Origin of the sequence: Fibrobacter sp. (genome assembly GCF_045112255.1) — a bacterium.
Taxonomy (GTDB): domain Bacteria; phylum Fibrobacterota; class Fibrobacteria; order Fibrobacterales; family Fibrobacteraceae; genus Fibrobacter.
This window is the reverse complement of the sequence record NZ_JBGUHR010000137.1, coordinates 127,143-145,330: the sequence shown is the minus strand read 5'-3', so window position 1 is coordinate 145,330 and position 18,188 is coordinate 127,143. Positions and strand designations below refer to the sequence as shown.

At 45.8% G+C, this 18,188-nt stretch carries 13 protein-coding genes; 9 read left to right on the top strand and 4 right to left on the bottom strand.

Translation table 11 applies throughout. From position 1 onward, the window contains the following. The first annotated feature begins 183 nt into the window (after positions 1 to 183). From ACJMM9_RS18140 to ACJMM9_RS18125, 4 genes are all read left to right on the top strand, one after another. Complete coding sequence (locus tag ACJMM9_RS18140; RefSeq protein WP_405330213.1) at positions 184 to 1,641, top strand: class I SAM-dependent RNA methyltransferase; 1,458 nt, start codon at positions 184 to 186, stop codon at positions 1,639 to 1,641. 49 nt (positions 1,642 to 1,690) lie between these two features. Continuing rightward, on the top strand, positions 1,691 to 2,134 hold the full coding sequence (locus ACJMM9_RS18135; RefSeq protein ID WP_015732235.1) for a hypothetical protein: 444 nt from the start codon (positions 1,691 to 1,693) through the stop codon (positions 2,132 to 2,134). A gap of 12 nt (positions 2,135 to 2,146) precedes the next feature. Next, the gene (locus tag ACJMM9_RS18130; protein ID WP_405330210.1) at positions 2,147 to 3,073 is read left to right on the top strand and encodes a hypothetical protein; all 927 of its coding nucleotides are present in this window, start codon (positions 2,147 to 2,149) and stop codon (positions 3,071 to 3,073) included. A 129-nt stretch (positions 3,074 to 3,202) separates the two neighbouring features. Beyond that, on the top strand, positions 3,203 to 3,649 hold the full coding sequence (locus ACJMM9_RS18125) for a hypothetical protein (protein ID WP_405330207.1): 447 nt from the start codon (positions 3,203 to 3,205) through the stop codon (positions 3,647 to 3,649). A gap of 253 nt (positions 3,650 to 3,902) precedes the next feature. Here ACJMM9_RS18125 and ACJMM9_RS18120 read toward each other — a convergent pair whose 3' ends face one another. Together ACJMM9_RS18120 and ACJMM9_RS18115 are read right to left on the bottom strand one after the other, a co-directional pair. Then, entirely contained in the window at positions 3,903 to 7,415 is a 3,513-nt protein-coding gene (locus ACJMM9_RS18120) for a hypothetical protein (protein ID WP_405330204.1), read from the bottom strand. Between the two features lie 268 nt (positions 7,416 to 7,683). Beyond that, positions 7,684 to 9,657 (bottom strand): cellulase family glycosylhydrolase, encoded by a 1,974-nt coding sequence (locus tag ACJMM9_RS18115; RefSeq protein WP_405330201.1) that lies wholly within the window; start codon positions 9,655 to 9,657, stop codon positions 7,684 to 7,686. 205 nt (positions 9,658 to 9,862) lie between these two features. Here ACJMM9_RS18115 and ACJMM9_RS18110 point away from each other — a divergent pair, with 205 nt between their 5' ends. From ACJMM9_RS18110 to ACJMM9_RS18090, 5 genes are all read left to right on the top strand, one after another. Further along, positions 9,863 to 11,245, top strand: a complete 1,383-nt coding sequence (locus ACJMM9_RS18110) for a nitroreductase family protein (RefSeq protein WP_405330198.1) — start codon at positions 9,863 to 9,865, stop codon at positions 11,243 to 11,245. A gap of 352 nt (positions 11,246 to 11,597) precedes the next feature. Next, on the top strand, positions 11,598 to 12,200 hold the full coding sequence (locus tag ACJMM9_RS18105) for a hypothetical protein (RefSeq protein WP_405330196.1): 603 nt from the start codon (positions 11,598 to 11,600) through the stop codon (positions 12,198 to 12,200). Between the two features lie 252 nt (positions 12,201 to 12,452). Then, positions 12,453 to 15,770, top strand: coding sequence for a S8 family serine peptidase (locus tag ACJMM9_RS18100; protein ID WP_405330193.1), 3,318 nt, complete (start codon positions 12,453 to 12,455; stop codon positions 15,768 to 15,770). Further along, complete coding sequence (locus ACJMM9_RS18095; RefSeq protein ID WP_405330190.1) at positions 15,767 to 16,465, top strand: hypothetical protein; 699 nt, start codon at positions 15,767 to 15,769, stop codon at positions 16,463 to 16,465. The genes ACJMM9_RS18100 and ACJMM9_RS18095 overlap by 4 nt, the downstream gene beginning before the upstream one ends. Positions 16,466 to 16,477: 12 nt before the next feature. Next, complete coding sequence (locus ACJMM9_RS18090) at positions 16,478 to 16,975, top strand: hypothetical protein (protein WP_173467379.1); 498 nt, start codon at positions 16,478 to 16,480, stop codon at positions 16,973 to 16,975. 55 nt (positions 16,976 to 17,030) lie between these two features. Here the strand turns inward: ACJMM9_RS18090 and ACJMM9_RS18085 are convergent, their stop codons facing one another. Both ACJMM9_RS18085 and ACJMM9_RS18080 read right to left on the bottom strand, forming a co-directional pair. Next, complete coding sequence (locus ACJMM9_RS18085) at positions 17,031 to 17,699, bottom strand: LrgB family protein (RefSeq protein WP_405330187.1); 669 nt, start codon at positions 17,697 to 17,699, stop codon at positions 17,031 to 17,033. Between the two features lie 11 nt (positions 17,700 to 17,710). Continuing rightward, on the bottom strand, positions 17,711 to 18,067 hold the full coding sequence (locus tag ACJMM9_RS18080; RefSeq protein WP_405330184.1) for a CidA/LrgA family protein: 357 nt from the start codon (positions 18,065 to 18,067) through the stop codon (positions 17,711 to 17,713). Positions 18,068 to 18,188 lie beyond the last annotated feature (121 nt).

Below are 18,188 nucleotides of genomic sequence, written 5' to 3'. Positions count from 1 at the left end.
TGTCGTTTCCATTGCGCGACAATTTAGAAAAAATTTGGCTTGTCGCCATAGGGCTATATTTAAAATCAATAATGTACGTTATGCGGGTGGGGCCCCAGCTCGGAGTTGGGAAGGCCGCACGGGCCCCTCCCTGCACCCTCCCCATCCTTGGCCGACGCTTTTATTGTACTGACGAACGAATAAATGTTGCAGTTGATTATTCGTCTCGCATTTAGTGAAGTTCTCGTTGTAAAAATTCTATTTTATAGCGGTATGCCAGAATTCCGCAGAAACAATCGCTCGAATCAAGACCGCTTTAATCGCGGCAATTCTCGTCCGAACCGCAACAACGACCGCCACGACTCTAGTCGCGGAACGCGTGGTGAATGCTTGACGCTTCGCATCGAAAAGATGGTGCAAGGCGGCGAGGGCATGGCGCGATTGGAAGATGGTCGCGTGTGCTTTGTGGCGGGAGCGCTCCCGGGTGAACTGTGCAAGGTGCGCCTCACGTTCCAGAAAAAGGACTTTACCAAGGGTCGCGTTGTCGAAGTTCTGGAGGCAAGCCCCGATCGCGTGAAGCCGCGTTGCCCGCTGTACGGCAAGTGCGGTGGTTGCAGCCTGCAACATCTCGCCTCTGAAAAGCAGGCGGAATATCTGGAAAAAGTCGAACGTGAAAATTTCAAGCGCCTCGCTCATGCGGAACTGCCCGAAGATTTTGTCATCCATACGGGGAACGCCTGGGGCTACAGGAATCGCGCGCGTGTCGTGTTCCGTGGCAATTCCAGTTACGGTGCTGCAAATCGTGAAGGAGCTGCAAAACGCGCGGTCTTTGGATTTCGTGGCGAAGAAAGCAATGACATCGTCCCGTTTGAAAAATGCCCTGTGCTCACGGATGGCTTGAATGATTTTTTACGTGGACCAGCCGCGACGCTTCTCGCGGGCGGTCGCGAGGATTCTCGCAGATATTCTCGCGATATCGACGTGAACATTTTCGATAACGGCAACGGCGAAATCTCGTTCTATTATCCGGGAATGCACAAGTCCGAATTCGATGCGCATGCCGTAAGCCATGTCGAGATTGCGGGCCACAAAATCGAAGCGGACGCTTCCGTATTTTTCCAAAGCAATCTGGGCCTTTTGCCGGAACTAGTCAATGCTGTCCGCAAGGCCGTGGATGAAGGCTTGTCAATCGGCAAGTCCTCAGACGCTTGGCTGATCGACTTGTTCAGCGGTGTCGGCTTTTTTGCCTGCATTTTGCAGGACAAGTTCAAGAAAATCACGACTGTCGAACGCGAGGAAGGCTGCCTTAAACATGCAGAAGTTAATTTGTCTGTTCCGGCGGCGTTCCCAAAAGATTCTGCGGCATCTTGTGCTGTAGAAAACGTCTCGGCCCCTGCCGAAGATTGGCTCGTCGAAAACGTCGTAGACGTTCCCGCCACGCTTATCGTAGATCCTCCGCGAACGGGACTCCCTAAAGAAGCTTTGACTGCCATCGTGAAAAGCTCTGTCAACCGGCTTGTTTATGTTTCTTGCGACCCGGTGACGCTTGCTCGCGATTTCGCCAAGTTCTCCGAGGCCGGTTTTGCCCTTTCTCACGCCGAAGGCTTCGCTTTTTACCCTCAAACACCCCATCTTGAGATGATGTTTGTACTTGACAGATAGTTTTTTGCTATTTTGAAAAGTGCTGTTGGGCAAAAAAGAGAGGGATAAAATGAACAAAAAACAGAAAGTCGTTATGCTTGCTACTTTAGCCTTGGGTGGGCTTTTTGCAGGTTGCTCAAAATCCGAACCCATTATCGCCTGTGGCCGTGAATGGAATCCGGCTGTGGGGTATGTTGCCGATACGGGTAGCGTCTTCAGGATGGCTGATGAACTCATCATCCAGTTGCGTTATGGAACGGGGTTCGACTTTAATACATTGAAATTTGCCTTTTACGAAGGAACGCTCGCCAGTAAGGGTGAAAAACTTTGGGAACATGATTTCCATGTTTCCAATAAAATGGAAGCGTTTACGCTTGAAGCCCGTTCGCGCCGTGGTGGCTATGCAACCGCCCGCGAAATGACGAAGCTCAAGGCTCCGGGAACAGTCGTTGTCGAAGTCTCTTCCGAAAAGGGCGTGATTGCTTCGAAACAGTTATCTATTGTCAATCAATAATTGGTTATCTTGATGAATAAAATAAAATTCTTGAGTGGAATGTTTGTCGCTGCAATGCTTACCGCTTGTGGCGAGTCTGAAGTATCTGTTAATTATAAATTAAATGAACCTGTCACGCTTGAAATGTACACCGAAAGCTATTATGCGACGCTGGACTTGAAGGGCGAAGAAAAGATGGGGACGATTACAGCGACGTATGCCGATTTGAACTACTCTTCAAAAGGCGATACGACGTTTGTCAAGCGCAATTACGTGATTGACAAGTCTCGCGGATACCTCAAGAATTTTATGCCGACGGAACTCGCCTGGCGCATCAAGGAAGTGAACCTTGCCGCCGTGGACCGCAATGTGACGAGCCTCACCGGCATTGACGATGGCTACGACACGCTGCTGGCTCATGTCCCGATGCCAAGCCGCTGGCGCGACCAGCTCTTGAATCCTGAATTCAAGCCGCACCTCAAGCGTTTGGAAAAACACCGCTGGGAAATGGATCACTTGCTCAAGGGCGTTGTGCCGGTCAAGGGCAATGTGACCGAACTTCTCAGGCAGCAGGGGCGTCTGAACTTCGCGCTTATCAAAGTGGACTCCGTGGTGACCAAGGGTTTCCAGAATCGCGACCATCGCAAGTGCCTGGACTACGTTGTCTACTTGCAAGAAACCGAAAGCTTCCCTTACTTCATCTGGGAACAGCATGTAGGCAGTAAGATTGTGCCGGAAAAGTTCAAGGCTTACACAGCTGGCCTCAAGGGCGAATACCGCACCGAGTTCGAAGTCATGATCGAGCCGGAAACGGGCCTCCCGTGCCAGGAACGCGAAGTCAAGGTCGGAACGCACACGATGATCCACCCGGAAACGAAGGACTCCGTCACGTTCACGAGCCACATCTCGTACGAAAGACTTTACAACACCAAGCGCGATATTCCTGAAGCCGCTGAATAGAATAATTAGGAATGCGGAATTGTACAAGTACCAAATGCTAGTAAAATAATCGCGGCGAAGCCGCCAAATTAAACATACTCCTAATTCCTACTTCCTAATTTCGAATTAAACAATTTGTACTTTAATCCTATGCGTTTAACAATCCCACTCTTCCTTCTCCCTGTTGCTTTGAACTTCATCGGTTGCGCGACGCACGTTTCGTCGCAGCAAACCATGGCCGATGATCGCAATCTCGTTTACGAAGATACGTACAAGGCGTACCGCGAAGCCGAAGAAAAGTATTTGAACTTGCTGTTCAATATCGAGCGCATGCCTGAAGAAGAAGAACTTTGGGTGATGAAGCGCGAACGCATGATTGAACTCATGCAGCTTAAGGAGTTGATGCTTAATGCGCGCCAGGAGCTTGATGGTGCCATTCAGGAATGGGAACGCCACTTGCTTGATGTCCAGGCCGAGGTGAAATCCCGCGAAATCAAGAAGCTCAATCCAAACTTCAGAGGTCGCGACGCCGAGCGCACAAGTCCCGGCCAGCTCCTCCCCGGCGAATCCAAGAAAACCCCAAGTTACAACTACTAAAAACGGCGGCCTTAAGCCGCCTTTCGTTTATAGTAATCTAGAATTGCATACACAGTTATAATTGCAGATACGTTTTATAATGCAATAAGCGTCGGCCAAGGTATTTCCTTCGCAGTAGCGTGCAAAACGAGTGTTGCGACGGGCTGCTTGCAGACCGGCATAACCGAGTGAAGCCGCTGACGCCGTTAGGCGTCAACTCTGAGCTGGGGCCCCGCCCGCATGAAGTACTATTTTGATTTATAGTTGGGAATTCTTATTGCCAACTGTTTTGGAACCCCATCCCAATGGAAAACTTGATTCTCGTGGGGCAGATGTTCTTGTGCAACAGCGGCAAGTCAATCGGGGTCAGCTTTTTACCGCCATGCAAATCCTTGTCCTCTCCAATGCGACTGAGACCGCGCGCAAACGTGAGCGTAATATCGAACGGAATGTTGTCCCATATCTTGTTGCTCATGCGGAAGCTTAAGCCCACGGAACGGTCCCAGAAATCATGTTTTGTAAGCTTGTCTGTAAAGAACTTTCCTGTCCAGGCTGCGCCGATTTGTGCAAATAGGTCTACGTACAAACTACGAGTCGAGAAAATCCAGAGGCTGTGCCGCCAGTCATCGTAAATCGGGTAGAGGTAATGGAGTTCTGCCATTGCGGTCTTCGTGCCGGCGAGCGTATAGTCTTCGTCGCTTCTCAAGTACGGGTAACCATCGAGGAATACTGGCGTGTAGTAGTACGAATCGAGCGTGTCGCTTACATCGTCAGTGTTCCAGTGGAGGTAACTGGAAATTTTTCCGCCTGCGGCCAGACGGGCGTGGAGGAACGGTGTCTGTATGCTTCCGTAAAGGTTCAAACCGAACTGGTGGAGCGCAAAGTTTCTGTAGTGCGTTTCAATTCGGCCGTTTTCGGTGATGTAGAGCGTTCCCGGACGGCTGAGGTCGCTGTTGGCGTACTGGTAATAGGCAAAGAGTCCGTTCCCTTGGCCCGAAATCCCAGATCCGCCTTCGCCTTCGTGGTCGCCGTAAAGCCCGAAACCGACTGTTGCGCTAAAGCGCTTCTGGTACGTCCATTCAATTCGGTCGTCGTAGAAGTTGACGTTTGCCCAGTCGTAACTGATGGCGGCTTGCAATGTGTCGATGCTCTTGAAAATGCTGTAGCCTGCGGTTCCTGTAATGGCTTGCATGGCGTAAGAGTAGCGGCTTGTGCCGACGCTATCTGCTACGTCTGAACCTACGCCTTCGTAACGTACGGTTTCTTCATTCGTGTAGTTCGCGTAACTGTACGAGATGCCAAGATCAATTGGCGTACTGCGGTTGTCCCATGCGATAAAGAATTCCTTTTCTTGCCTGGGGTTAAGTCCGTCGCCGTTGATGTAGTCGATGCCCTTGCCGAGTTCGAGTAAAAGCCCTAACTGCACTGTGTTTTTCTTGAGGGCGTCGCTGATGACAACGGCAAGGCCGAGTTTCGCCTTGACTTCGCCCTCGCCAAAGACGGTCACTCTTGGGGCGTTTTCTGAAATGCTGAAAATCGGGACGAACAGCGGAATGTTCGGGATAGGCTTGTAATCGCGTTCTGCGCCTGCAAATTCGCGGTCGATGAGTTCAAGCTCTTTGTGGGGCTTTTGCGGAAGAGTCCCGTGCAAGATGATTTCTCGTTGTGTCGTATCCGCTGTGGCAACCTTGATGGTGTCGCGGACTTCCACCTGGATCACGTCCTTGCGCAAGACTATTTGTGTGCATTTCGCGGAATCGGCGATATTGACTGCATCATTCCCGGCATTTGTCGAATCGGCTGGCTTCGTGGTATCTGCACATGCGACCTGAATGGTATCGGCAACTTGCAGAACGCTATCACGGATGCTCACGACAATGCTATCGCGGAATATGGGGTCCGCTTCTTTTGCGTATGGCAACTTGTAAAGCGAGAAACCGTCCTTGTCGTACTGCGTGAAGAAAATGGTATCGCCGGCAAGTGTTGGCGTGAATGCGCCTCCGACCACGTTCGTGAGGACTCGTTCCTTGCCAGTGCTTAAATCCTTTTCGATCAAGTTGAAAATGCTGTTTCTGTTGCTTGCGAAAATAATCTTGTCGTTGTCAATCCAGTTGACATCGCGTTCGTCATAGCCTGCTGTGCTTACGACTTTGAAGTTTGATCCGTTTGTGTCTACAACGGCTATCCCGCGTTGCTTGTCGTCAAAGAAGCTGAACGCGATGTGCTTCCCGTCTGGGCTGAACTTGGGACTGTAAATATTGTAGTAGAGGAGGGAAGAGTCTGCTTTGAAAATATCAATGGGTTCTTCGGTGGAGGCGTTTTTCAAATCGCTATTGAACGGAATCTTGCTCAGGACGAATCTAGTGCTGAACGGTTCACGTCTCACGAATACGATTGAAGTTCCTTGCCTGTTGAATGACGGGTAAACGGCATCGACGAGGTACGTGATGGCGGCCTCGTTCTTGTTCGTATCGCTTACGGCAACGTCAAAGTGCGCATGTCCATCCTTGTCGCGGTTCTGGTAGCTGATGTAGGCAAGAATTGGACCGTGAGTGCTGTCGTCGTAAACATCAATGCCCTTGTCGAACCATGGCTTTTTAGCCTTGAAGCCGGACTTTGCAAAATCAGCGATGTTGATGAGGCTGCTGTCGGCGCCTTCAACCTCGATATCGCCGATTTCAACCTTCGCAGAATCCGCGACTTTCGCAGAATCCTCTCTCGCCTCTCGTCTCTCGTCTTTCGTCTTGAGAGTATCTTCCAGCGGAATCTTGAATACGCTGCCGTCAAACCATGGACCGCCAAAGTTCGAAATGCCGTAAAGGTTTTTGCCGCTCACGACCGGGAAGTCTTGCCAGAAGGCGTCCTTCGTGATTTTGATGCCTTCGACGAGTGTACCGAGAGAATCCTTTTGAGCCTGGTAATGCTCGGTAATTTCTTTTTTCCAGTTATCGTAAAGTTGCTGTTCGCTGATGCCAAGAGCGCTCTTGATGGCTCCGTTAAGCGTTGCTCGGTAGGGCTTGCTAAGTTCTTTCCAAATTTTTGGAATGGCGTCTTCGCCGTAATGCTTCGCAATGTAGAGCACAAGTGAAAAGCCTTGCGTGTAGGGGCCGAGTTCAGCAAGCAGGGAATTGTCGGAAAACTCGTGCATGTACGGGAGCGTCATGAGGCTGTCGTTCAAGGCGGCGGTGCGCAGAAGCATGTCGCGATGCGTGTCCCAGGCGTCAAATCCCATGCGCGAGGATTCAAATTGCGCCGTTCCCTCGGCAAACCAAAGCGGCTGCAATGTAAACGGAATCATCGTGAGAAAATCCGTTCTCGTGCGTTCGTTATAATAGTCGGTATAGTTGAACTGGAAACCGTAAAGTTTCGGGACAATCTTTGCACCGCTTTCGATGCTCACGAGGTGGCTAAATTCATGCGTCACTACGTCCGAAATCCAGCCATGGCTGCTGCGGATCTTGAAATCCCAGTTGGTGAGCCAGAGGTTTATGGCATTTTCGCTCGGGATGGCGCTGCCGTTGCTGTAAAGAGCGTTGTTCAAGACAGCGCTGATGCGCGGGAGCGGCTTGTTGTAGCGGCTTGTGACGGAATCGTAAACGGCTTCAGCGTAAGCGGAAACTTTAGCGGCATGTGTCGAGTATTCAACAGGGTAAATGAATTGAAAATGTTCCGTGCCTGCGGTTTTCCACTTGATGTCGCTCTGGTTACCGTAAAAGCCGGCGGCGCTTGCTGTTCCCGCCAACAATGCGGTACAGACTGCAAAAATGCTCTTGATCTTAAACTTCATGATTGTAATTTAGAATTTTGTACGTGCCCGGAAAAATAAAAGCATATAGAAAAACCGCACGATTACTCATGCGGTTGTTTGGAGGAGATGAGGATTTATTTTACACTAATAAAAATACGTAATAAGCCTACCGCAAAATATTTCTAAAACAGCCTGTTTTGATATGTCTGTATCAACCGTATTTTGTAGACTGGTTCAGACATCCTTATTCCGAAAAAAAAGTCGCGCATTTCTGCGCGGCTTTTTTGTGGATTTCAAGGAGAGATTCTTATTTTCCGACGCCGAGAGCCTTGTCGAGGCCTTCGATCAACTTGCCGTTCTCGATCACGGAGAAGTTGCCGGTGTAGCCCCAGTGCGTCCAAGGAATTTGGAGCGTGTCGCAGATTTCGCGCATGGCCGTGAGGTAGTTGATGCGGGATTCAGCGGTGGAGCGGAGGTTCAATGCGCCGAATTCGTTGATGATCACCGGCACGTTGTTGGTGGCAGCCCACTTCTTGGCCGTGAGAACCTGCTCCAGGATGGCTTCCTTGCTGCCGGTCTTGTAGTAGTTCTTGATGGCTGTCTTCACATATGCCTTGGTGCTCTTGTTGACGCCGAAGTCGCCAGAAACAGTAGACCACTTTGCCGGATCGTAGGGGAACGGAATGTCGTGGATGGTGGCATAGTCCGTCCAGGAACCGCCCTGATGCGTAAAGGCGAACGGTTCGTAGGTGTGGATCACGTAGATGATGTTGTCGTCGGTGAACGGGGTGCGCTTGGCAAGGAGGCTGATCGAGTACCACTGGGCATCGCCGAAGAGGATGGTATGCTTGGTATCGACGGTGCGGATGGCGTCAATCATGGCCTGGGCTGCGACAGTCCACTGGGCTGCGGTGACCTTTCCATCGCTCATGTCCGGTTCGTTCAAAAGTTCAAAGAACAAGTCTTCGCGTGGGCTTTCTGCATAGTGGGCTGCAACATGCTTCCATACTTCAGCCATCATCTTGATGTAGTTGGTGTCCTTTGCGCTCGTGGTGTTGTAGCTGTTGTCGTATTCGTGGTAGTCGATTACGAGAGACATATTGTACTTGCCGGTCCATTCCACGAAGGAGTCGAGAACCAGGAACAGCGTGTCGTCGTCGAATTTCAGTTCTGCATCGGTGCCCTTAACAAATGCATCGCGGTTTGTGGCGTAGAGGTCGAGGTCAATCGGCAAGCGGAGGCTCTTGAAACCATTTTCAGCGAGGATCTGGACATCCTTTTCGCCCAATTCAAAGGACTTGAACTTGCCATCGGCGTTTTCGAGCCAGTTGGTAAAGTTGACGCCCTTGTTGAGGTACTTCATGGCCTTTTCTTGCAACGGATTGGTCACGGTGATTTCTGCTTCGGTGAAGGTTACGGTCGGAATGACCGGATCCTTGATTTCCATATCCGGCTGGTCCTTTTCGACCTCAGAGGTGTCTTGCAGATAAATGTTATCGATGAAGAGGGAGTCGGTCATGACTTTGCTCTTGCTGCCTTTTGCCTGGAAGCTGATGGCATTGAGATGCTTGGCGTCGAAGACAACTTCTTCGCCCCAGCCGCCCTGGACAAGATCCTTGAAGCGGATGACAGCCTGTTTCCAGGAGCGCGATGCCGGCACTTTGGCAAGATGCACGTCGTAGTCTTTGACATCGGAGACTTCGATGTGTACTTCGTGTGCGCCACCCTTGTACCAGTAGGTGATTCCGCCAAAACGACCGTTTGCGCTATCTTCGGTAATTTTCAGGCCCCAGCCTACATACGGATCGTATTCGTATTCGCCTCTGTCGAGAGTGTAGTTGACTTGCAGGGCGTAGTTGGAACCGTTGTTGACACGGCCCGGCATGTTGTCGCCGTCGTCGTTGAGCGGAGTCACGATAGAGGATGCACCGCCGTTGTTCTTATCGTCGTAGGTGTACCAGAAATCGCCAAGCTTGCTTTCGTGATTGGCATCTTCAAAGTCGTCCACTAAAACGCCAAGACCTTGCGGCAAGGTGATTGGGCCTTCTGCGGGAAGTTCCGTCGGCGGGAGAGTTTTGCTTGTGTCAGTCGAAGTTGTGTCAATGGCCGGGATGGAGTCTGTTCCCGGTTGCGGATTGTTGTTCGGAATGGAGTCACGAATTTCAGAACCCGGATCGCTAGGAAGCGGAATTTGAGTATTGTCATCGCCGCAGGCGCTGAGTGCCATCACGGTTGCGATGCCGAGAATGCTGATTTGTGGGTAAAATTTCTTGAGTTGCATAATGCCCTCTTGTGGGTGTTTTCTTTTTTCCTAAAAATATATTTGAGGCATGGCTCTAAATACTGGAAAATGGGATATTGATGTTAAAAGTGTATTAAGTGTTTTGGTCGAAAAGTCAACTTTTTGTACGAAAATCGTTGGAAAATGTTTTATTTATATAACGCAACGCTTCCGGCGAGAATTAATCTTTTTATCTTTGGAATGGATGCGCTTTTTCTCGGAAATTTACCACGAATCGACCCAGTATATTCCCCATGGAAGTGGGGATCCCGTCATTATGCACTGGGAAAAACAGGCGTATGCCGACAAACGTTATGAAGGGTGCAACCGTTATCCTTTTACAGCGGCTTTTATGCCACTCCTTGCCCCTGTTTCCGCAGATTACCTGAACCCGGTCTGTGTCTATGCCGTGGTGCATGGGGGAGAGGTTCCCGATGGCGTTTACTATGTGGACCGCGAGGATTCAAAGCTTGTAAAGCTCGGCGGTGTAGATGTCCGCAAGGCGATTCTTGCCGCATTTCCGGAACAGGAATTTATAACCGAAGCGCAGACGATTTTCATTTACACAGGGCTCTTGGAACGTGCGGTTTGGCGGTTTCGCGAGGCGGCGTATCGACAGGTGCAAATGGACGTGGGTTCGGCTTGCGCGAATACGATCCTTTTGGCAAAGTCTCGTGGGCAAAAAGTTTTTGCGCTAGGCGGATTTGTCGATGATTCCATTGCGGTTTCGCTCAAGCTTGGGGCGACCGAAATGCCGATGGCTGCGATTGCGATTTTCCCGGAAAAGAGCATGGTGGCGTTCAATTCAGTCGATGATGGTGTTGGTGAACTTGCGTATTCGAACCATGCGGAGATGGGTGCCTATGCGGGCGAGGATGAATGCCGCATGGAAATTTCTCGTTATCCGTCGAGATTCATGCTGCAAAACCGTCTGGAAAACATTGACGATCTGAAACTTTGCATGAAGGTGCGCCGCTTGAATGCACAGGCGCTTCCGGGCGATGAATTTCCGCTCACTCCGTCGAAGTTCACGAATGAGTATTATTTGCGTGAACTGTGGTATTTACGCACCGATAAAAAAGTCGCGGCTCCGTTTGTTCACGGAACGTTAGACCTAGATGATTTTTCGTCGATGTTGCGTTGGCTGGAATTGGCGCAGTTGAACGCTTTTGGCGCGGGGCTAATAAAAATTTGGGTGGTCGTCTTTGATGTGATGTTCGTGTACGCTGGCGTGTACCGCTACATCCCTGTTCGCAAGTCCATTTACATGCAAAGCGGTTCTGCCAATCCGAAAAAGTTTAACAAGTGCTTCGCTGTTCCCGAACAAGTTCAAAATTCCATGTTCGCCGTAGTGCTTACTTCGAACTTGAATGAATCTTGCCAGGTGCTCGGGAATCGCGGCTACCGCTACATGAACTTGAATGCCGGCGTTCTCGCCGAATCGCTTTACGTCTCCGCGCGTCTGCTCAACAAGACTGCCCGCGAAGAGCATTTCTTCTATCACGACGAACTCAAAAAGCTTCTCGAAATTCCTGAAACCGAAAGCATCATCTCGACTGTCGTAATCGGAAAAAGTCCAGCCAGATAGCAATTAGACTGTAGGCAATTGGTCAATGGTCATTGGTCAATAGTTGTTTCTGCTTTGTCATGCCAGCCATCTCGTAGCTATGTCATGCCCGCCACCGAGCGGGCACCTCCCTCTCGTCATCCTGAGGAGCTGTTATTTTCACATTGTCATCCTGAAGGCGTAAGCCTGAAGGATCCAGTCACATTTTACGCGAACACTTTCAACAATACTGGTGTTACAAAAACGGTCATCACGCCAATTTATCGAACAATGTTTTCTTTAAAAAACTTGACAATTGATTCTTTTTTTACGAATTAATTTATCTTTATGATAGAGCTGGTATGATACTCTTAGATGCAAGGAGAAAGAAAAAATGAAAAAGTTTATAATAATTATGATAATCGTAATGATAGCGTTTTACGGTTGTGATAACGGCTCCGATTTCTATGATCGCGAGATTGTTGTAAGTGAAGATTGTACAATTGGAGATCTTGTTGGACTTGAATTTGATTCCGATTCGCTTCGTTGTGGAAGGAAAAGTAATGTCTATTTTGGTTTGGGCGAAATTGATGAATCAATGCTGTTTTCACCACTTGGTTTTTATTTATTCCACGATAGTGCTTCGATATCGACTTTGGATTCTATTTGGATTTTGGAAACAGATCCTGTCAAAATATCTACCTGTGAAAAATTGAATATTGGTCAAATGAGTTTATCAGGTGCATTCTGTTTACATAAGTTTGATAATACCGTTAAACGAGAATCTGTGAATTATTATTTTAATTCAGAGAATAATGATCGTGGGTATTATTTTATCTATAGTAAGCATGCGGCTTATAAGGCGTTTTGCAATGTAGAAGCGATAGATTGTTATTTGCGCTATTCGTGCGTTGTTCAATACAACGGAACTTATGATTTCTCTAAAATTCCAAATGCGGATGATGCAGAAAGAAAACTGATAGGATGTGTTCTTTAAAAGGGGGTGAAATACCATGAAAAAAATATTTTTATTAACTGCACTTTTGCGCCGGGAATAAATGCAAATATGTTTGCTGTATGCTCGTTACCCTAAAATATTGAGCATCACCGGCGTCACGAAGACTGTCATTACGCCTGTTTATTGAAAATAAGTTAGTTTGTAAAAAAACTTAACAATCAGTTCTTTTTTTGCAAATTAATTTATCTTTGTCTGTAATTGCTTTAATTTGTAATTGAAGTGAACTCTAAAATGTTAAATTTGAAAATATTAATAAAATTAATCGCATTAGTTTTATTCTTGCCTTCTATGATGATGGCAAAAGATTCTTTGTCTGTAAATTTTCTTAGTGAACGCTATAGAACTGAATGGAACTGGGTGGAGTATAGGGTGGCGCTTACCAATGTTTCGGCTAAAACCATATCTAATCCTGTAATCCAATATTTTGCAGAAAATACAAATATTCAGTATTGCGAAAAGAATATGAATAAGCCCGATTGTAGTGGCATGAAAATCGGAAACTATGGCTTGGATACAATGCTCCGCGTTTCTGTTGATTTTGTTTCGAAGTCATATCAGGTAGATACGGCAATTATATCTGTAGGGAAATATACTGTGGTGAAATTGGAAGTGAAGGGCATGTTGCTGCCTGGTAAGTCGGTGAAGTTGCATTTCCGTTTGCATCGCGATGATTGGAAGGCGTGGGATTGTAGCAGGGATTATTCGTACCAGAAAAATGCAGCTGTTAAAGAAAAGAATAGCTTCATGGTGGTTTATGATGGTAACCATAATATCCTTTGGGGGTACAATCCGCTTGATGGTTCTAATCGGACGGGTAATGTGGTTTGGAGTAGTCGCAATAAGCTTCAGGTAATAGAAAAATTCAAAGATGGCGATGATAAAGTTATACCTCAAGGCCGTTTCTGGATTTTGAAAGATTCTGTATTTACGAAGAATGAAAAAGACTCTTTAAAAGCTAAAGGTGTGGATGTCGTTGAAGTCTCAACTTATCTAGAGCAAACTCTTTTATTCAGTAAGGCGTCTGTCCCGATTAGTGCAAAAACTCTTCGAAAACAGCTCCTTGGATTTTATAATGCATTCACTGTCGATGACACAACATCCCTTTCCTTGATCTTGGGAAACGATGATTTATATGAAGCAAAACGTGTTTGTCAGGAAAACGGCTCGTGTGAGGAAATTGTAGAAGAAAAACTTTCGTATAAGATGGAAGTGATATGTTGGCCCGATGTGGGCATGTTTGCATGCAAGGATATTGTTAAAATGTGTGGCGGTGCAGATGCTTTGATAGACCGTCAAGTGGTTTTGGCTACTATTTCAAGGGATTCTGTGCAATGTCTGTCGCGAAATAAAAATGTGAGAACTTTGGAAACGGAAAAGGTGGGTGAACCTGATGGCGCTTGTGCGCTAGGGAAATATAGGATAGATGAAGTAATGAATGTTAATGAATCAGTATATGAAGCGATGAATTTAGCTGTTTTGCAAAGATCTCCGGCATGGCAAACTGCTTTGAAAGAAGATAAAAAAACGACAAAATGGTTGAGTGGTGATGATTATAAATATACTGGAGAAGGAATAATAGTTGGAGTTTATGATTCTGGAATCGATTTTGAACATCCTGCTTTTCGAGAGTATGATGTTGAAAAGAAAAAATATGTTCCTAGAGTATCTCCCTGGTATAATGATGAAAATAAAAAATATGATTCGGAACACATTTCTGCAGGAAATGATCATGGAACAAGGGTTGCGGGAATTATTGGAGGAAATGGCGGTGGTTCCCCGAATTCCATGTTTAGAGGTATAGCTCCAAAAGTGAGTTTTTATTCTTATGATGCTGTAAGGAGTCATCAGTATGGGCAAGTGGTAAACCATTCAACGGGTTTTTTGGAAGATGATTTAACATGTTTAGATCTTGAAACATGTAGGAATACATCTTATTATGGGGAAAAAAATAGAAAGGTTGATGAAAATATTTTTAAAAATTGGAGCTTGTTTACGGAAGGTGGTGACTATTTAACAAAGACTATTGTTCAGAGTGCAGGAAATAATGGCAAAGATGCTGCGACTGCTGGATATAGCCGTGGTTTTCATTCTACAAAAGAGTTTAAAAATACTATTACAGTTGGGGCTATCTCTACATGGAATAATACTGTTGCTGAATTTAGTAGTTTGGGCCCGACATGGGATGGACGTATAAAACCTGATTTGATGGCTCAAGGAGAAAGATCAGGTTTTATTTCTGCGACAACTATTGGAACTACTGGAAATGGTACAATAAAAGGTTGCGATTATGCTTTTATGTGTGGTACATCTGCGGCTGCGCCATTTGTTTCGGGCGTTGTTGCTTTAATGTACCAGAAGTTTAATGAAAAAACAGGGGAGTCTTTGGATGTTCTCTCTATGAGAAATTCAACGACCAAGGCGATGTTGATTCATTCTGCTGTTGATATGAATGATCAAAATCCTTTGGATGGAAATCCTTTGTATAAGTCTCTTAATATCATTGATGTAAATAAAACAATGAATGATGGTGATGCTCGTGTTTTTTATAAAAAAGGTCCTGATTTTATAACGGGTTGGGGTAGTGTTAATGCCAAGGGGGCTTTGGATATTATTGAAGGTTATGATGCAACAACTCAAAAATTTGATAGGTTCCGCGAATTTGAAATTTATAATGGAATGACAAAAAGGTGGACCTTTAATGTTCCTACAGATGCAAGGGTAAAAAAGGCAAGAATCACTCTTGTTTGGGATGATGCTGTTCCTTCGATTGAAGCTGTTTCTGTGGATAAATTTAAAAAGCCGAAGCTTGTCAACGATTTAGATATGTATCTTGTGTCCCCTTCTGGTAAGCCTTTTTATCCATGGAAGTTGGATCCTCTTCCTACAGAAGCGTTAGATGAAGATGGTAAGGTATCAAAAGATCAAGGGTTGTTGACTAGAACATCTGGTCTTGAAAAAATAACGTTAGAACAAGCGAATGAAGCTGCCTATCAATATTGCAAGGATCCAGAAGATTCATATACATGCTTTGATCATCTTAATAATGTCGAAGTTGTCGATGTTGAAGGGGAAACTCCTGATGCGAATATTGAGACTGGCGATTGGCAGGTTGTTGTTGAAGGGTATAAAGTTAAAGTTGGGAATAGTACTGATGGCTTTGCTCAGGTGGCGTCCATTGTGAGCGATTTTAAATTAGAAGAACCGACTTGCTTTAAGGATGAACATCCTTATTTGAAAAATCGTTCGAGTTCATGCGTACATCTTTTGGGCGATTATCTGGAAAATTATGTTACATTTGATTCTAGAACGTACGTGGCACCGGGGGATTGGATTTATCTTTATGATAGTGCCGATAAACTGATTGGTGCTTTTACAGGTTCTGGACTTGCAGGGAAAACTGTGACTGTAGGGACGAATACGTTAAAAGTTGTTCTTGAAAGCAACGACGATAACCAACAGGGGTGGGGTTACGCAATAGATAAGGTTGAACACATGCCGTATGAGGTATTGTATCCCTTGCTTAACGATGTAAGGAGAAAGAAAAAATGAAAAAAAATATACTGATTGCAGTATTGATGATTGTTTTTGGGGGCTGTGATGATGCGTCGTCCAGACCTAATGAAGGTAGTTCGCAAGAAATAATGTTGTCTTCAAGCTCGAAAAATGATGATGCTGAAAAATCTTCAAGTAGCATAAAAGAGTTTAATAAAATAAGTGAATTTATTATGAATAGAGATTGTTCATCGGGCACTGAAATAGCTGGAATAGAATTTGATTCTGATTCTGTGCGCTGTGGAGAAAAGGGGCCTATTCATTTTGGTTTGGACCCGATTGATAATTCTAAAGTTTTTTCTCCACTTGGTTTTTATTTGTTTTATGATAGTGATGCTTATACTACAAAAGATTCTCTTTGGATCCTAGAAACAGATCCAATCAAATACGCTGGGTGTGAAAAACTAGAAATTTCTGATACAAATTTGCCGGGTGCTTTTTGCTTGAAAAAGTTTGATGTTAGCGTGAAACGAGAGCCTGTTTCCAATTATGTAGATTACGAAAACAGAATAAATTATGGGAAATATTTTGTTTATAGTAAACCTAATTCATACAAAACATTTTGCAATGTCGTATCTATTGATTGTTATTTGTTTTGTTCTTGTGTTGTTCTGTATGATGGAACTTTTAATTTTTCTAGGGTTCCAAGTGCAGACAATGTTGAACGAAAAAAAATAGGATGTGTTGAATAAAAGGTGAATGCCATGAAAAAAATCTTTCTACTAATTACAATCGCTATTGGATTTACAATAGCTCAAACTGATGAACCTACTTATGATGATGATGGTCGATGTAATACATCGGATGCTACATTAAGCGAGGGTATTTATGAGCCGGAGGATGCTTGTGCACAGACAGGTTATGTGTGCAGGCTTTCAAGTGAATCTACTGGTGCAGTTATTTTTTGGCTTGGAAAATCCGCGGATTGTAGTGAATTTTATACAACGAGAATGACAACTTATTATCCAAAGCAGAAGGTCTCTAACGAAATTGATCCAGGTAATCCGAACAATAATTTACGTTTGACATTGATTCCTGGTATAGGTTATACGAATACTTTTGGAACGGCTGTAATGGCGTCGCAGTTGCTTTCTGCAAAAATTGACAAAGCTCAAGTAAGTGTTATTTATAAATTTGTTCCAGGTCCAAAGGGCGCTGATTTGAATTCGATTCATTTGCTTTCTGTTACTAGAGTGGATTAGATTTAAGTACTGTTGCTTCCTTCGTTATCCTCATGCAGGCGAGGATTCATACACATTATCCAAAAATCTTTAGCAGCACTGGTGCAATAAAAACGGTCATCACGCCAGCGACTCCGATTGACAAGCTGCTCATGGCTCCTTGAACTTCTCCGATTTCCATGGCTTTTGTCGTGCCAAGCGCATGGCTTGCTGTTCCAATCGCGACACCTTGCGCAACCGGATTCCCGATGCGGAAAAATTTGCAAACAAGCGGTGCTGTCACGGCGCCCGTAATTCCTGTAATGACAATCGCTACAATTGTGATGGACGGAATACCGCCAATCTGCTCGGACACCACAGAACCCATCGGAATGGTGATGGACTTTGGAATGAGCGAAAGCATGAGCGTCTTGCTGATGTTAAAAATCTTGGCGCATGTGATCACGCAAACAATGCTCGTAATGCAACCGACGAGAATCCCCGCCAAAATCGGGAGCCAGTTGTTCTTGAGCGCCTGGATGTGCCTGTACAGAGGAACGGCGAGCAGGACGGTTACAGGTCCAAGAAAGAACGAAATGTAATCGCCGCCTACTTTGTATGTTTCGTATTCGATGCCCGTGACGGTCAAAAATCCGATGATGAGAATGGTGGCGATGAGGATCGGGTTCAAAAGCGGATTCCGCCATTTGTTGCGGATGGTGACACCAAGTTCAAAAGCGATGATTGTAAGAATGATTCCAAACATAACGCGTTAAATCAGTTTTTGTCTTTGTTTTTTTTGCTTAAAAGTTGAACGGTCCAGCCGGTCGTTACCATGGTCACGATCGTAATCACGATGCAGAGGAAGAGCAATAGTGGCCACTGACTTTTGACGTCATCGCCAACGAGCATAAGCCCGATTGCTGGCGGCAAGAAAAAGAACGAAAGGCGTTTCAAGAAGAAATCGCTCACTTCGCGAATCTGGTCGAGCTTCACGATTTTTAGGCAAAGTAACAAGAGCAGGATTAGCATTCCGAGAATGTTGCCGGGAACGGGAATGCCCGTATAATCATGAATGAGGTCGCCTGCGTAGCAAATCCCCAAAATCAGAGCTAGTTGTAAAAGTACTCGCATGCGCCCAAAGATAGCTTTTTGAAACTTGATTGGTATATTGAAGTTACTAGTTAATAGTTAGTAGTTACTAGTGTTTTTCGTATTTAAATATTACTAGTAACTAGTAACTCAAAACTCATAA

Coding starts and splice junctions, on each gene's coding strand:
- ACJMM9_RS18140 (WP_405330213.1), top strand. CDS start 184: ATGTTGCAGTTGATTATTCGTCTCGCATTTAGTGAAGTTCTCGTTGTA.
- ACJMM9_RS18135 (WP_015732235.1), top strand. CDS start 1,691: ATGAACAAAAAACAGAAAGTCGTTATGCTTGCTACTTTAGCCTTGGGT.
- ACJMM9_RS18130 (WP_405330210.1), top strand. CDS start 2,147: ATGAATAAAATAAAATTCTTGAGTGGAATGTTTGTCGCTGCAATGCTT.
- ACJMM9_RS18125 (WP_405330207.1), top strand. CDS start 3,203: ATGCGTTTAACAATCCCACTCTTCCTTCTCCCTGTTGCTTTGAACTTC.
- ACJMM9_RS18120 (WP_405330204.1), bottom strand. CDS start 7,415: ATGAAGTTTAAGATCAAGAGCATTTTTGCAGTCTGTACCGCATTGTTG.
- ACJMM9_RS18115 (WP_405330201.1), bottom strand. CDS start 9,657: ATGCAACTCAAGAAATTTTACCCACAAATCAGCATTCTCGGCATCGCA.
- ACJMM9_RS18110 (WP_405330198.1), top strand. CDS start 9,863: ATGCGCTTTTTCTCGGAAATTTACCACGAATCGACCCAGTATATTCCC.
- ACJMM9_RS18105 (WP_405330196.1), top strand. CDS start 11,598: ATGAAAAAGTTTATAATAATTATGATAATCGTAATGATAGCGTTTTAC.
- ACJMM9_RS18100 (WP_405330193.1), top strand. CDS start 12,453: ATGTTAAATTTGAAAATATTAATAAAATTAATCGCATTAGTTTTATTC.
- ACJMM9_RS18095 (WP_405330190.1), top strand. CDS start 15,767: ATGAAAAAAAATATACTGATTGCAGTATTGATGATTGTTTTTGGGGGC.
- ACJMM9_RS18090 (WP_173467379.1), top strand. CDS start 16,478: ATGAAAAAAATCTTTCTACTAATTACAATCGCTATTGGATTTACAATA.
- ACJMM9_RS18085 (WP_405330187.1), bottom strand. CDS start 17,699: ATGTTTGGAATCATTCTTACAATCATCGCTTTTGAACTTGGTGTCACC.
- ACJMM9_RS18080 (WP_405330184.1), bottom strand. CDS start 18,067: ATGCGAGTACTTTTACAACTAGCTCTGATTTTGGGGATTTGCTACGCA.